Origin of the sequence: Vibrio profundi (assembly GCF_005281835.1) — a bacterium.
Lineage (GTDB): Bacteria > Pseudomonadota > Gammaproteobacteria > Enterobacterales > Vibrionaceae > Vibrio > Vibrio profundi.
In genome coordinates this window covers 22,762-37,648 of the sequence record NZ_RZIS01000015.1, presented here as the reverse complement: position 1 = coordinate 37,648, position 14,887 = coordinate 22,762, and the positions used below count along the sequence as shown (strand labels likewise).

Below are 14,887 nucleotides of genomic sequence, written 5' to 3'. Positions count from 1 at the left end.
GCAAGTTATCGATATTAAGACAGCATTTGGGGCGACTTTGACTATGCTAATAGAACTCTTTCTAAGTGGAATAAGGTAACAACTATGCAAACAAACCCAGTCGGATGGTTCGAAATTTATGTAGATGATATGACAAGAGCAAGAAAATTCTACGAAGCAGTATTGGCGGTTGAGCTAGAACAGCTAGCAAGCCCAACCGAAATGGAAATTGATATGTGGTGTTTTCCCAGTGACATGGAGCGTTACGGAGCAAGTGGCGCCCTCACTCATATGAGCCACGTCAAAGCCGGTGGTAATAGCACCTTAGTGTATTTTTCATGTGACGATTGCGCAGTTGAAGAATCTCGCGTGGCAGCAGCAGGTGGTACAGTACAAGTCCCTAAAATGGCGATAGGCGAACACGGCTTTATCAGCGTAGCCAGTGACACTGAAGGTAACACGATAGGTTTCCACTCTATGGCGTAATTTATGATTTATTCGTAGCGCCACTCAGCTGGCGCTACGCTCTTTTCCTGTGTTCCAACTCGCTCGCAAACTCAGCACCTTCTCCCTCATCACTTAAATTTATAAAACTGGTTAATTTTTTGGTTACTTTCGTGTTTTTTGTGCGTTATGCACTTGTTATATGCAATAGTGAGAATGATACTTGCCTTTGTAATCAACGCTTACCTAATGGTACGAATCAGCGGCGATTTCTCCCTTAATTAGGCCACACTGCAACGTAGACGGACATCCATCGCAGACCATGATTTCTTTATTTCTTAAATGCTTAATTGGAGCGGCAGCTGTCATGTTGATTGCACTGCTTTCAAAAAGTAAGAATTTCTTTATTTCTGGCTTAGTACCGCTTTTTCCTACTTTTGCATTGATCGCCCACTACGTTGTCGGTTCTGAAAGAACAATGGAAGACTTAAGAACAACTGCCCTATTCGGGCTCTATTCTTTGGTTCCTTACGCCGCTTACCTTATCGCTGTGTATTACTTCAGCTACCGATTCAATTTGGTGTGGACGCTATCCATGGCAACTGTGGTTTGGCTTTGTTTCACTTTTGTCTTGCTCATTGGCTGGACAAGATTTCACACAACCATGGCCTAACCCGCTAGCTCAACAAACCAATCGAATTCGAGTGACTGACTAGCACCTTAAACACAACAAAAACACGGACAACACATTGAAAGATTACCAAGCTTATTTATTTGATATGGACGGCACACTCGTCAATTCTGAGCCTTTAAAAGGAAAAGCGCTTGCGCTGGCATGCGCCGATTATGGAGCAAGCGTCGATTTCAATATTTATAAAGCAGTAATGGGCGAAAGCTGGCCTGTGGTCACTGGCCACTTTTTCACGAACGCACAAATTTCGCCGAACATTGATGAATTTAATCAATATTTTAGAGCCCATTACCAAAGCTTATTATCTAGCCATTTAGAACTGACTCGCGGCGCAAAAAGTTATATTGAGATGCTCAAAGAAAGTGGCAAAAAGTGTGCAGTCGTCAGTTCGGCAGCGACTTGGATGGTTGAAAGTATCCTGACAGCTTTAGAACTCAATAACGCTTTTGAAGTAGTGATTACCCAAGAACACGTGACCAAACACAAACCAGATCCTGAAGCTTATCATTTGGCTTTATCGCTCTTGTCTGTATCGCCAAATGACACCTTAGTTTTCGAAGATTCGCATGCCGGTATCTCAGCTGGAGTGGCAAGTGGTTGCGACGTGGTTGCATTGAAACACGAGTTCAACGGCTGTAACGACCTCAGCGCTGCGATTCAGGCGATCGACAGTTATGAAGAGTTAGTTTTAACCCAAGTTTCATCCACGGTATAACAAGCCGCAACATGAACAGCGCCATCGAGGGAATGATGCTCAATAGCCAAATCAAGCAAGCCTATCAGTCATATTTTGCTTTCAATAATCAGCGCACATTATCCACCAGCCTTCCGAGCGAACTCACAATCACAGAGTCGGAAGACGTAACGCTATACAAAGACAAGACTCGCCGCTACGACAATCAAGTGGTCATCCACTCCCTCATAGCGCTCAACCAGCTCGAAGAGTGTTTACTTCAATACCAATCACATTGGTCACCAGAAATTTGTGTCGAGCCAGCGGCGAAAACCGATGAGCTCGCCACTTGGCTGGGAGATAGAGGCTTCCAGCCTTCTTATCAGCATGAGTTTCTCCACTTACAAGCCCATGACTACGCTTCAGTGCCCAACACACCTCAAGGTGTAACCATTGAAAGGTGGAAAGCCGACAAAGCCGATGCATTTTTCGAATTACTGCAAGCCTCTGGTTTAGTATGCCCTGATGACACTTGGCAACAAAAGCGCACCTTTTACTGCACTGAGCAATTTCGCTGCTTCGTCGCCAAAATTGATGGCAAAGCATGCGCATGGGCTACCAGCTACCTCATTAGTGACCACGCGATTTTAGCGAATGCTTTCACCTTCGAACAAGCCAGAGGACAAGGCTGCCAAACCGCCTTACTCAACGCACGAATCACAGATGCCATCGACCTTGGAGCGCGTGAACTGCTCACAGATGTAATGCCAAATAGCGTGAGTAGCCGAAATTGCCATTCTGTCGGGTTTACCAGCCTTGGCATCAGAGCGGTTTGGGAACAAGAACAATAACTAATCAACTCATTCGCTAATGAGTTGGGTGAAAACGACAAGGTCAACCTCGAAAAATCGAGACCTATTACCAAGCCTTTAACAGCTTGCAGTAAGCATGGCTAACAGAAAGCTAACCAACCAAGGAAGTGTGTAATCACGATGGAAATCTGGACACTATTGATTTTTATACCCGCATGTTTCGCACTCAACATGACCCCGGGGCCAAACAATCTATTATCAATGAATAATGCTCGCTGCTATGGCTTCAAAGCTGCCTTTATTGCCGGACTGGGGCGGATAACCGCCTTCTCTGGAATGATCGCAATAGCCGCCTCTGGGCTAGCAGTGATCCTATACACTTCTGAAACCCTGTTCTTTTTGATCAAGCTTTTCGGCGCACTGTACTTACTTTGGATCGCATTTAACCTTTGGCGATCTGAATCGAGCCCTGTCACCGACATTGAACGCAACAGGAGTCACCTAGGGCTAGCCAAACAAGAGTTTGCGCTGGCTGCTGGTAATCCAAAAGCCATTCTGATTTTCACCGCTTTCTTACCTCAATTTGTCGATACATCTGCCAATGTAAACGAACAGTTCTTTATGCTCGGCAGCACTTTTCTTCTTTTGGAATTGCTCGCAATTTCTATCTACGCCGCCTTTGGACTATATCTCAGGCATTGGTTCTCCAAGCCAAAAATGGCAAAACGCTTTAACAAGGCGTGTTCCGTTTTTCTCGCGTTTTCCGGAGCAAACTTACTTGTGAGCAGGCAGTAAACTCTGCGTTTCAATAAACCCATCTATTTCACAACAGGACAAAAAGGAGTTTAAACATGGATGTAAACTGTCATTGTGGCAACGTTCAGTTGGTGGTTGAAAAGCTCCCAACGGAAGTAGGCGAATGCAACTGTTCGATATGCCGACGCTATAACGCTTCTTGGGCTTATTTTTCTCCCGAGCAAGTCATCGTCCACATCAAAGAAAAAGAAACTCAGTTCTACTGTTGGGGTGACAAGCAGGTCGAATTCCATCGCTGCGATATCTGTGGCTGTATTACTCACTACCGTACCACCGCCGAATGTGACGCCGACATTCTTGCAGTAAATATGCGTATGGCCGACAACGAAGTCTTAAGCAGTATTCCGGTGCGAAAAATCAACGGCGCTGCCTATTAATCACTGTCAGCTCTCCAGTCCTATTTATTAGAAAATTAGGGCATTTCATCTCACGAGGTTTATGATGTGGTTAAGGCTATTTGAACAAGTAGGTATTTATGGCGCTGTCGTTTAACACCACAAGGTTAGATATATTTGAGATATCGAGCGATACAGAACAGCAGCAATTATCAAACCTCTTCGCATGTGTTCCGGGGTTACTGACCCCAACTGTGGTCGAGAATCTCCCGCCTTATTTTCACGGTATTGAAACTCAAATTGATGTACAAATTTGGGTCGAGAGAATGCTGTCAGAGAGCCGACTGTATGCCGTAAAAGACACCGAACAGAGCGCCATTATTGGTTTCATTTTTGTGTTCGTCGAAGACGATGGTCAAGCACATATTGGCTACCTATTGGGAGAGGAATTCTGGGGAAAAGGCTTCGCCAGTGAGCTACTTCAAGGCTTTATTGAGCATATAAGAAAATCAGAGCCTTGGACGAAATTGGTGGGTGGCGTCGACCGAAAAAACATCGCCTCTTCCAAGCTCCTACTCAAGCTTGGCTTCAAAAAGCAGCCTAACCATGAGCGAGAAGTCATTTTTTACGAATACCTTCTTACCCATTCCGATAAATAAACCAGCCTAGCAATTCAAGGAAGAAAGATGATTAAAGAAATGACTAAGGTGGAATTTGAAGATTTCTGGCCTTCTTTCAGATCCATTATCCAAGCGCAAGAAACCTATGCTTTTGACCCCGGTTTAACCTTTGAACAGGCTTATGAAATTTGGTGTGAGGCACCGCTAAAAGCTTACGCATTCATCGAAAACGACAAAGTATTAGGAACTTACTATCTCAAAGCGAATGGAATGGGGCCTAGCAATCATATTTGTAATTGTGGCTACATGGTTAGTGAAAAAGCGCGAGGGAAAGGCCTAGCAAAACTGCTATGTGAACATTCTCAAAACACCGCTATCACATTAGGGTTTACCGCTATGCAATTTAATTCGGTGGTGTCTTCTAACCAAGTTGCTGTTCAATTATGGAAGAAACTTGGTTTTAGTATTATCGGTACCATCCCTCAAGCATACCGTCACGGTCAGCTTGGTTATGTCGACAGCTTTATCATGCACAAACCACTTCAAGCCATCAGCTAATGTCACTGCACGCTTTTAAATATCTTCAAATTACCGCATTACTGCACTTTCAAAGGGGAGCATAGTAATGAATATCTCTGATGTTCTGTTTCGTTCACTTGGCACGCACGCGGTGAAGAGAATTTCAATTTCAGAAGGCCAGCTTATCTTGGTGGTCGCGCCTTGGGATGACCTTGCAAATGAAGCAACGGCAACATTCAGCAATGTCCAGATTCGCTACATCGAAGCTGATAATGGAATCAAAGGTATTCCCGCAGACTTAGACCTGCCCTGGGATATCATCCGCTTTGATTCAAAGCTAATTGAAGCAACACGGTGGGAATTTGGCTTATGTTGTACTGACATTCAGCTGGGCTTTATTTCTGACTTACCAGACATTCAATTTATCGGAGCTAGCGCATAAACCTCACACCACAAAACAAGCATCAATACATAAGAAATTGTTTACTAAGCGTTTTTATATAAAAACCATAGACAAGCCCATACATTTGATGAATAGTTCAGTGCAACTAGCTCAAAGGTATTAGTCAGCCTTTCTTGAGCCTAATACTCGCGATGTCTTTCATTCACGGAAACCAATGGAATTAGTCTACACAGCTCCGAAAGCTGGAGCGATCATATATACCACCCTTTTCGCTACCTTTATTTTCGCTCTCCATTTGTCAAAAATAGTAAGCAATGCATGTTGGAAGCAAAAAACAGGAGCAGGCGTTCTAGCTGCCATCCTTCTCATCTATCAAGTTGATCTAAAAGAAAGAATGGATGAAGTTCAGAAAGTAACAGAATCTGGATGCGTTCAAGATGGGTGTATTATTGTGGAAGGTTCGGTTGAGAAGTTCAAAAGTTACGACGATGCCTCTACAAAGAACTACAAAACGAACGAGTTTTATATTGATGGATTTAAGTTTAAATACCACGAGCAAAGTTCCGGGGTTTATTACTCGAAAATCGTTGAAGAAGGTGGCATTTTCGAAGCCCAATCAGGGCCATATAAACTCTATGTATATCACGGGAAAATCATTAAAATTTGGAGATTAGACAGCAATGAATTTCCTAATCGTTCCCCTGAAAAATCAAATATTACGTAAACTGAAATAGCTGGTTTTAAATAGATAATAGGAGCATTAATGCACCAAGCAGCGGTTGAACAAGCAATTAAAAATGTAAAGGTGAAGTCTCACGGAGTGGCAACTTCGACAAGCCATCCCATAACCATTAATTTTCATCCTGATCGTTACACATCAATCGGCAAACCAATACTGCAAGCTATCGCAGAAGATGGCGTTTTAAAGTCTCAGTTCGAAACAAACACTAGCAACGGTGGTTTGACCGCCTATAAAGGCGGTGACCGATGGAAGTGGGAACAAAGCGTATTTGATCGAGCCTATGACGATGCTCCAAACAGTATTAGGCCGAAGTATGGGGCCTTAAACTTTCGTAATTATCAAACTGGCGCATCACCGCGTTTCGGTTCAGCCTACTTTCAGTTAAAGCCACACATGCTTGAGAGAACAACATTTTGTTATCCTGATAGCTACTTTGAGCCAACGGACTTTGCTGTCGCGAACCGCCTCTCTGCATTGATTGATAAAGCGTCATCATCCAATCAAGATCGGCTAGATGACTACATAGAGGCGCATGTTCACGGTGTTATTTCCGTAAAGAATGACATCGAGTGTTTAGTCTTGGACCCTATTTTTCGCGGCACTACCGTGGAAGAACACGCGATGGGAATAGGCATTCCAATCAAATGGCACAATGGCTATGAGCTAAGCATCGAACGTATGAGCCGCTACCCTGACTACCGTGGACAAAGGTTTATCGACTTAGCCAAGCAGTTATCGAGCAACGGGAAAATCAATGCCAAACTGCTAGGGTTAGCAGTAACAGAACAAGGCTATGATGAGCAAGACATTAAAAAGATCTGGCATTACTTAGCTAGGTTTGGGGAGTTGTCGTAACAACCACCACATGAGCAGCAATAAACCAATTAGTGCCAAATCCTATTTTTTGTTACTTAAGTTATCACCTTCGTGACTTGACTGTTTCTGGAGATAGGTTGACCACATAGAGTTAAAGTCTTGCGGCAATGAAGAATCTTCAAACTTTTCCTTGTTAAATAGCAGAAACATATCATTCTCAAACAACGCTTTGTGATGGTAAGTAAATTCCTCCGCTTGTTCTGCCGTGAAGATTTGGTTTATGCGCAATACTCCAGTTTCAATCGTTGCGGGGTATGCATCGATCCTTCCTTTATATAACAGCTTGAAAATATATGTATCAGTGTTACCAGTAAACGGCGTCACCCCTAAATTAATAAGTACTTCTCGTGCGGTATAATCAACAACTGAACCTAATGAATATTCCATTAAGTCACTTGAGGTGTTCCAATCGAAATCCGTATCTAAGCGGTGAAAGAAAACGACTTCTTGAGTAATAATCGGTCTCGATAGAATAAAGTTACTTCGTCGATTTGTGGTCTCAAACCAAGGAAAGGTAATATCAAACTTTCCGGATTTAACCCCTTTTAATGCTCGAGCCCAAGACGTGTATTCGTACCTAACCTCATAACCTAACTCTTCAAAAATCTTTGTTATCGGTTCTTGTAGCCTTCTGTGTTCTTTGTTTTTGCTAGATGTATGCGGCGGATAATCTTCTATCGCTATAGTTAGAGTTTTAGCTAGCGCAATACTTGGAAAAACGAGCACAACGAGGATAACTAGAACTCGAAAAGAGCCTTTCATGTTAGTAAAAGCCTTCTGTGCAGCAATGATTCATTTAGTATAGCAATGCGTCAATCCAACGGGATAAAAAGGCAGAACAGCGACATGAACTCTTCTCGTCTATTGCTTCACTTTAAGTAAGGTTCGACTATTTTATCTATCAAACCGTTTTCTTCTTGTTTCATGAACTCTTGATTAAACCTTTCAATAAATTTTTCTTTAAAAGGAAAAACTGCATCATGAATCGTATACCCTATAAAACCAGAGTTTTGATCCACATTTTGTACTAAGACTAACCAATCAAGGCTAGGAATCGCACCTTTGGAGAGCATTTGATGAGCTGCCCATTCAACAGATAGAGCACTGTGCAGATAGCAGTCATTTCTCTTGCTATAGAGCATCAATATATTGGCTTCAGGACTTTTGGCACTCTGTACCCGAATATGCCCATCTTCAACTGCTTTCCAAAAATGAGAAGAGCCTAGGTGATACCCAGCGTTCACGCCAATACGCAAACCATAAAAGCTTTCAGGCCATTCAACAGGTTCTTGCAACTGTCTAACCACTGATTCATGACAATACACCGACACCGATTCACTAAATAATGGACGTGAGTAAGAGTCGATATAAGGACGTTCTAGAGGGAGGTAATAGGGAGGAAATAACGCAGAGCCTTCGCCATGCTCCAATAGAACAAGACCGCGATTCCAAGGTACCGCTTTTAGCACTATATCAAACTGAAGCATTCCTTTTGCCACGCTACGAACGATATCTGGATAAATTCCGAGTAGCTCACCTTCAGACTTATAGCTGTATGGTGGATAATTGCTGTCGCCATATATAACTACGGATACGTTAGCCCCCCACCCCACACCAGTAAAAAAGCTTGAGACAATAAGCAATAAAAATACTCTCATAGGTAAACAGTCTCAATTGAGCAAAGAATACTGTATAGCTTAGCGTACAGAGACATTCCGGCTCCACAGGGAACACTCTACCGAAAATAGAGCGAGCAATACCATAGAGCTTTCCCTTAGCCATCGGTTTACTGGCTGAAATTGCCTTTAAAAAGTTAAAGCTCAATCTGTGTGGCATCACGAACTAATTCAATTTGGCTACAATAGTGTAATTCCATCGCTCCTCGATCTACTGGTTGAACGTTTATAAATATTAGAGTTAGAATCCATGTTCGCGGCTGCACATGAATTTCAGTCAACTGTAGAGAAAATCGAATGATTGTAGAAAATGTGCTTCCTGAAAATTATGCAGAAATGCTTAGTGTTTGGGAAAACTCAGTCCGAGCAACTCATGACTTCATTTCAGAAGAAGATATCGAGTTTTTTAAACCCATTATCATTGAACAGGCTTTCCCTGCAGTGACGTTGAGATGCATTAAAGATTCTCAGAGCACGATCCTAGGGTTTGTGGGCGTCCATGAAACGAAAGTTGAAATGCTATTCGTTTCCGATGCTGCAAGAGGCCAAGGTGTTGGTAAAGCTTTGCTGCAATACGCTATTGAGCAGCTGAGCGCCACCAAAGTCGATGTTAACGAACAAAACCCGCTAGCTGTAGGCTTCTACGAGCATATGGGGTTTAAAGTAACTAGCCGTTCACCGTTCGATGACATGGGTAAACCATTTCCAATTCTACATATGTCGTTATAAAGCTCGGTTTGTCGTAACCCGCTTGCTAGAAGAAACGCCCAAGGCCAATAACTTTGGGCGTTTCCGTATCAACACAAAAATTATAATTCCAACGTCACAATAACTAGGTAATTCAATGATCCCAATAAACAGCTCTGTGGTCTCTGGTGTCGCTTTATCAGAGATAAATGGAGAGCCTAAAATTCTACTCATGAAACGTAATAAAGGTGGCTTTTGGTGTCATGTCGCCGGTTCGATCGAAGAAGGTGAACTCGGCTGGCAAACGATCATCAGGGAATTCAAAGAAGAGACTCAAATACAGGTGACCTCTCTTTACAATGCTCAGTTCACGGAACAATTTTATGAGCATCACGCCAACGTTATCGAGCTTATTCCTGCATTCGTTGTTCAATGTTCGCCAAACCAAGCAGTAACACTGAATCACGAACACAGCGACTACAAATGGTGTAATTTAGAAGAAGCGCTCACGCTGTCTGCATTTCCTACCCAGCATGCCTTGTTTAAGCACGTTTGGGAGTACTTTGTGAACAAGCCGATCAACGAACTTTATCGCATTAAAATTAATGGCTAATTCTACATTTCAGGGAAGAAATATGACTCAAAACGAACTGTTAGAAAGAGCACTCTACAGCAGTGCGACGATTCACCAGCCGCACTCGCTCAAAGCCTATCTTGCTACGTGCTATCTCTACCATTATTTAGATCAGCCTGAATACATATGGACGCAAACCAACCAGTTGATCGGCGAAAGTGAAATTCATGTTTCATCGGTATTCAGCGAAGCCATTCAAGCTCCTAAATTTCCAGAGTTTCGCATTCATAGAGTATTGCAAAGAGGGATTTATCCAGCAGCATATCAAGCACTTTATCAATGGCACGACAGCAAAGGGTTCAACGATATTTTTGCTCATTATGTTGTCGAGGCTTCAAACACCAGAGAATACCTGTCTCATAACGTTACCATTTTGCTCGCGCTTAATTGTGCCTATCAACATTTAGAAGCCAGCCACATTCCTCCCTTCTTGGACCGCTTCACTGAGTTTGTCACCTCAACCTATGCAGGTGGAGAGTCGGCAATAACAGCTTCAACCAAAGATAACTTATATGACGTTGAATTAACGGAAGTCCTCGCTTCTTGCCTTCAACAATTTGGATTCTTTGGGCACAATTTAATTACACTCGCGTGGGTAATGCGCTGTAAAAACTCCTTATCAGAAACGCAATACACATCCATGCTTGCCAACCTTAATACACAGGCCAACAGCCCCTTGGAAGATCCTGATGATGAAATTGACATTACGACTTGGCAGCAATGTGAAGAACAAACACACGAAGAAGATTTCAACAAGGCCATCCACCAGCTAGTCTTTGGTTACAGCGCTAACCTTCACCAAGTCACCTTGGCAGACGCTCTATGTTTTTTGAAGGAACGATTCCCGGACTCAACGTCCACACTGACACATATTGCCCATTACCAATGTCGATTATTGTCGTAAGCGTGGCAATAATCGGGGCCAGAATTAAGAAAGTTGTAAGGCTTCCAGCAAACGTTCCAGAACTGGCCCTGAAGAGTGACGACGCGAGACCAAACAGCCACTTGTGGTAAGCCAACCTTCTTTCTCATGAGCCACAGGCAGGGTGACTAACTTACCCTGCTCAATCAGTGGCAAAGCCATTTCTTCAGGGATCAGTGCCCAGCCCAACCCTTGGCAGACGAGCTTGGCTAACATATCGTGACTGTTGGCGTACCAAAATTTAGAACTAATACTGTAGCTAAACCACAGCTCCTTCTGCTGCGCACTGCGGTGTACGATTTGGCGATGCATTTTAGATCTGAGTCTCGGACAAGACTGAGTTCTGCCAGTGGGTGATCCGATGACGCGACGCTCAAAAAGCGCGTTTGTCCGAGGGTAAAGAAATCCATATCTTCTCTTAATTCACCATCGGCAAAGATAATCCCAACATGCGCTTTGTTGTTGCGAACCAATTCTTCAACGTCATAAGTCGAGGTGGTAATGACCTCAAAATGCGTGATGGGAAACTGCTCGGCCATTGTCGAAAGCACATTCAATATACTTTGCGTTACTAGACACTCGTCGATCGCAATGATTAGTTCATTTTCAATACTGTTCTCTAGCGATTCGACTTTTTGATCAAAATGCTGCTGCTGACTTAATATCGACTTGGCGATCGGCAGCAAAGCGCGGCCGTTATCCGTCAGGCAGGGAACGTTTTTCTCTCGTGTGAACAGCTCTTGATTAATCGCTATCTCTAGATTAGCCACCGACTGACTCACACCAGATTGAGCGCGCTTAAGCTTACGCGCCGCTGCGGAAAATGAGCCACATTCGCACACGGTGACAAAAATTTTAAGTTGCTCGAAACTGTACATCATTGGCTTCCATTAACAGGTATCACGATTAAGGTATCACGAAGTGTGATAGCTGTTAACTTTCCTTCTGACTCACAACTCTCATAATCGCTCCCCCTAAGAACAATCATTATTTACACTGGAGAAGTTATGGGAAGAATAGAGCGCTTATTTCACGCGATTTTATTTGAGGTTCTAGCCGTTTCACTGTCTATCGTCGGTTTAGCGATCTTTACCGATCACGATATCAGCAAGTTATCAGGGACCATGATAGTAATCGCTACGATTGCCATGGTATGGAACGTTATTTTCAATTGGATTTTTGACCAATTCGTACCAGGGAAGAAGGAAAAACGTTCACTAAAAACACGCCTAGTTCACGTATTATTATTTGAAGCTGGCTTACTGATAGCAACGGTTCCTGTTATGGCTTACATACTCAACGTAAGCATGCTAGAAGCCTTTATTATGGATATTGGCGTCACGATTTTTATCACCATCTACGCGTTTACGTTCAATCTAGCTTACGACCATATCCGCGCTTATATCGTTGCCAAGCGCTCACCAGCACTGGCGTAACAGGGTGACATCAAGCGTACTTTGATTGATAACAGAACCTGATTAGCCCATCCCTAAACGCGAGTTCTGAGCAACAGGGCCAATAACAAACAGGCTTTGAGAAACTGGAGTCACTCAAAGCCTGTAATTCATACGTTCAACAATTTATTTGATTCGACCTAAATCAGTGTACGTTGAATGAATACTTGTCATCAAACCTGCTCCTTTGGCGCTAGCCATTGGTGTAAAGCAATATCCAAATCTTTGGTATTCACAGGCTTAGTCAGCAGGCCATTACATCCCGCGTCCAACATCTTTTGCTGATTTTCGAGGTAGGCATCCGCAGTACAGGCCAAAATAATCGGCTCTTTAGATTTCGGCTGATGCTCACGTATTTGTTTAGCGGCCCCTGAACCATCTAGGAGCGGCATATGGTTATCCATCATTATCAAGTCGTATTCACCGGAAGCAGCCATTTCAACGCCTTCCTGACCATTTAATGCGACTTCACTTTCAAACCCACGCTTACTCAAATACTGCTGTAGAACGATGTAATTTAATCTGCTGTCTTCCACGATTAGAGCCTTTAGCCCCGAGCCGTCGAATATAGAAACTTCATGCTGGCTTTCTGCCTCAGACGCACTGGTTTTTTCAGCAGGGATCACCACAAAAAACCGGCTTCCTAGCCCTTCTTGACTATCCAGTGATATCTGACCTTCCATCGCTTCAACCAGTTTGGAAATAATACTCAACCCTAATCCTGTGCCACCGTATTGGCGAGTAGTATCCCCATCGGCTTGAGTAAATGGGTCAAAAATATGCTCTTGTCTATCCGCCGGAATCCCAATTCCAGAATCCGTTACTTCTAACTCAATGAAGTCTTTACCTTGGCGGGTGATGTGATTCACTGAGAGCTGAATCTTTCCTTCCGATGTGAATTTCCAAGCATTGTTAAGCAAGTTCATCGTAATCTGAGTCAGGCGTATTTCATCGACCAAGTAGTGGCTCTGCGGTGAACTGTTGCAATACGCATCGAATTCCAAACCTTTCTCTTTGCACATACCCAAATAGCTACGGTGCAATTTGTTAGTGAACTCTAGCAAATTCGTCGGAGTACGATTCAGCGTTAGTTTTCCTGCCTCAATCTTAGAGAAATCCAAAATTTCATTAAGCAGATGAAGCATGTGCTTACTCGAATCCAGTAAGTTCTCTAATAGCGAGCGTTGGTCGACTTCTAACTGAGTGTCCGAAAGCAATTGCGCACTTCCTAACACACCATTCATCGGCGTTCTTAGCTCGTGACTTATCGACGCGATGAACTGAGACTTAGCAATGTTTGCTGCTTGCGCTTCAACGGCAGTTTGATTCAAGGTTTGTTCTAGTTGCTTCTGCTGAGTGATATTTCTTTCAACGGCCATGAAGCCTTCAAGTTGCTCCGTCCCTTCTTGGTATAAAGGCACGAGCGTAATTTCAACCCAATAATCTTCACCCGCTTTATTGTAATTAATCAGCTGCACTTCTATCGGCGACTGACTATCCAACGCCATTCGGATTTTCTTGGTTATTTCTTGGTCTGTTTTAGGGCCTTGTAAAAAGTCAGATGGCTTCATCCCTTCGATTTCTTGGAAATCGTAACCCGTTAACGCTTCAAAGGATTGATTCACCCAAGTAATTTTAGAGTCGACATCGGTAATGACTATCGCATCAAGAGTATGACGAGCCACTCGTGCCAGTCGATTGGCTTGGCTTTCTTTAATGCTCAGATCTCGCGTTTTTTGTTCAAGCAAGTTTTCTGAACGTTCAAGTTTGGTGTAGGGCGATACCAATAACGTTCGGCCGAGCAGGTAAACGATGAAGTAGGAAATGACGACGGAAATGGAAATACCAATCAACAGGCCTTTGGCGAAGTTGGCTTGTGTACTGCTAAAGAGTTCAGGGTTAACCGCATACATTAGAGTCATGTCGTACTTGTCGACGTCATGAGTCAATACTCGCCAGTTCGTCGGCGCTTGCATGCTGACTTCTTTACTCTTAACACCAAACCAGTAGCTACCTTCGACTTGTAGCGGGCTAAAAAATGCATCGAAGTCAAACGGCGACATATACACTAACAGTCCCTCTTGGAAACCGTTATAGATAACAGGCACCGCCACCAACAGCATGTTAGTTGTACGGTAGGGGAACAACATAAAAGTCGAGCTAACCTCAGAATGGTCTGCCAGTTGGCTTAGAATCTCTAAATGCGAGCTCGATAAAGGAATATCTTGATAAATCGGTTCGCCCGCAATATCGATCAGCACAAAGAAGTGCTCTCCATTAACGGGTTTGATTACATTGAGCCTATCGCGAATTTCACTCGCGCTTGCGCTTCCCCCTAATAAGGTCGACGCAACAACGTCATGCTCAGAAGTGAGAAATGCCGTTTCTTCAGCGTTTTTTAAATATTGAACCAGGTATTGCTCAGCGGCAGCCATTTTGACTTGTGTGTTGTCATCTTCTAGCGCTTCTAATGACCCTGTGACCTGAAGGCGTATCGTCATAAAACTTATGGCGAAAAACACCCCCATGGCACAGATCAAGAACAAGCCAAATAGCTGCATTCCATTTAATTGTTTTAGTTTTAGTGCTTTATACATCTTTAGT

General features: G+C 43.4%; 18 protein-coding genes and 1 pseudogene. 15 read left to right on the top strand and 4 right to left on the bottom strand.

Annotated features, from left to right (window positions below):
• The first annotated feature begins 84 nt into the window (after positions 1-84).
• The 11 genes from ELZ11_RS22565 to ELZ11_RS22515 all read left to right on the top strand — a co-directional run bounded on the left by ELZ11_RS22565 (position 85) and on the right by ELZ11_RS22515 (position 6,889).
• The gene (locus ELZ11_RS22565) at positions 85-465 is read left to right on the top strand and encodes a VOC family protein (RefSeq protein ID WP_137359639.1); all 381 of its coding nucleotides are present in this window, start codon (positions 85-87) and stop codon (positions 463-465) included.
• A gap of 280 nt (positions 466-745) precedes the next feature.
• Entirely contained in the window at positions 746-1,096 is a 351-nt protein-coding gene (locus ELZ11_RS22560) for a GlpM family protein (RefSeq protein WP_137359638.1), read from the top strand.
• Positions 1,097-1,172: 76 nt separating this feature from the next.
• Positions 1,173-1,829 carry an HAD family hydrolase gene (locus ELZ11_RS22555; RefSeq protein WP_137359637.1) on the top strand — a complete coding sequence of 219 codons (657 nt, stop codon included), beginning with the start codon at positions 1,173-1,175 and terminating at the stop codon, positions 1,827-1,829.
• An 11-nt stretch (positions 1,830-1,840) separates the two neighbouring features.
• Positions 1,841-2,638, top strand: a complete 798-nt coding sequence (locus tag ELZ11_RS22550; protein ID WP_244291711.1) for a GNAT family N-acetyltransferase — start codon at positions 1,841-1,843, stop codon at positions 2,636-2,638.
• A gap of 141 nt (positions 2,639-2,779) precedes the next feature.
• Positions 2,780-3,394 carry a LysE family translocator gene (locus ELZ11_RS22545; RefSeq protein ID WP_137359636.1) on the top strand — a complete coding sequence of 205 codons (615 nt, stop codon included), beginning with the start codon at positions 2,780-2,782 and terminating at the stop codon, positions 3,392-3,394.
• A 56-nt stretch (positions 3,395-3,450) separates the two neighbouring features.
• Complete coding sequence (locus ELZ11_RS22540) at positions 3,451-3,792, top strand: GFA family protein (protein WP_137359635.1); 342 nt, start codon at positions 3,451-3,453, stop codon at positions 3,790-3,792.
• A 98-nt stretch (positions 3,793-3,890) separates the two neighbouring features.
• Positions 3,891-4,409 carry a GNAT family N-acetyltransferase gene (locus ELZ11_RS22535; protein ID WP_137359634.1) on the top strand — a complete coding sequence of 173 codons (519 nt, stop codon included), beginning with the start codon at positions 3,891-3,893 and terminating at the stop codon, positions 4,407-4,409.
• 27 nt (positions 4,410-4,436) lie between these two features.
• On the top strand, positions 4,437-4,928 hold the full coding sequence (locus ELZ11_RS22530) for a GNAT family N-acetyltransferase (RefSeq protein WP_137359633.1): 492 nt from the start codon (positions 4,437-4,439) through the stop codon (positions 4,926-4,928).
• A gap of 67 nt (positions 4,929-4,995) precedes the next feature.
• Positions 4,996-5,331, top strand: coding sequence for a hypothetical protein (locus ELZ11_RS22525; RefSeq protein ID WP_244291710.1), 336 nt, complete (start codon positions 4,996-4,998; stop codon positions 5,329-5,331).
• 175 nt (positions 5,332-5,506) lie between these two features.
• Positions 5,507-6,016: a hypothetical protein gene (locus ELZ11_RS22520; protein ID WP_137359631.1), complete on the top strand. Its 510-nt coding sequence runs from the start codon at positions 5,507-5,509 to the stop codon at positions 6,014-6,016.
• 39 nt (positions 6,017-6,055) lie between these two features.
• A complete protein-coding gene (locus ELZ11_RS22515; RefSeq protein ID WP_137359630.1) occupies positions 6,056-6,889 on the top strand; it encodes a DUF3626 domain-containing protein in 834 nt (277 codons plus the stop codon).
• A gap of 42 nt (positions 6,890-6,931) precedes the next feature.
• Here the strand turns inward: ELZ11_RS22515 and ELZ11_RS22510 are convergent, their stop codons facing one another.
• Together ELZ11_RS22510 and ELZ11_RS22505 are read right to left on the bottom strand one after the other, a co-directional pair.
• Positions 6,932-7,672 (bottom strand): substrate-binding periplasmic protein, encoded by a 741-nt coding sequence (locus ELZ11_RS22510; protein WP_137359629.1) that lies wholly within the window; start codon positions 7,670-7,672, stop codon positions 6,932-6,934.
• A gap of 107 nt (positions 7,673-7,779) precedes the next feature.
• Complete coding sequence (locus ELZ11_RS22505; RefSeq protein ID WP_137359628.1) at positions 7,780-8,568, bottom strand: substrate-binding periplasmic protein; 789 nt, start codon at positions 8,566-8,568, stop codon at positions 7,780-7,782.
• A 315-nt stretch (positions 8,569-8,883) separates the two neighbouring features.
• Between ELZ11_RS22505 and ELZ11_RS22500 the strand changes: the two genes are divergently transcribed.
• The 3 genes from ELZ11_RS22500 to ELZ11_RS22490 all read left to right on the top strand — a co-directional run bounded on the left by ELZ11_RS22500 (position 8,884) and on the right by ELZ11_RS22490 (position 10,811).
• On the top strand, positions 8,884-9,315 hold the full coding sequence (locus ELZ11_RS22500; protein WP_137359627.1) for a GNAT family N-acetyltransferase: 432 nt from the start codon (positions 8,884-8,886) through the stop codon (positions 9,313-9,315).
• 115 nt (positions 9,316-9,430) lie between these two features.
• Positions 9,431-9,886: an NUDIX hydrolase gene (locus ELZ11_RS22495; protein WP_137359626.1), complete on the top strand. Its 456-nt coding sequence runs from the start codon at positions 9,431-9,433 to the stop codon at positions 9,884-9,886.
• Positions 9,887-9,908: 22 nt separating this feature from the next.
• Positions 9,909-10,811: a hypothetical protein gene (locus ELZ11_RS22490; RefSeq protein ID WP_137359625.1), complete on the top strand. Its 903-nt coding sequence runs from the start codon at positions 9,909-9,911 to the stop codon at positions 10,809-10,811.
• Between the two features lie 24 nt (positions 10,812-10,835).
• Here the strand turns inward: ELZ11_RS22490 and ELZ11_RS22485 are convergent.
• Positions 10,836-11,707, bottom strand: a pseudogene (locus tag ELZ11_RS22485) (LysR family transcriptional regulator).
• Positions 11,708-11,836: 129 nt separating this feature from the next.
• Between ELZ11_RS22485 and ELZ11_RS22480 the strand changes: the two are divergent.
• Complete coding sequence (locus ELZ11_RS22480) at positions 11,837-12,265, top strand: PACE efflux transporter (RefSeq protein WP_137359624.1); 429 nt, start codon at positions 11,837-11,839, stop codon at positions 12,263-12,265.
• A 191-nt stretch (positions 12,266-12,456) separates the two neighbouring features.
• Here ELZ11_RS22480 and ELZ11_RS22475 read toward each other — a convergent pair whose 3' ends face one another.
• Positions 12,457-14,880, bottom strand: a complete 2,424-nt coding sequence (locus ELZ11_RS22475; RefSeq protein ID WP_137359623.1) for an ATP-binding protein — start codon at positions 14,878-14,880, stop codon at positions 12,457-12,459.
• Between the last annotated feature and the right edge of the window lie 7 nt (positions 14,881-14,887).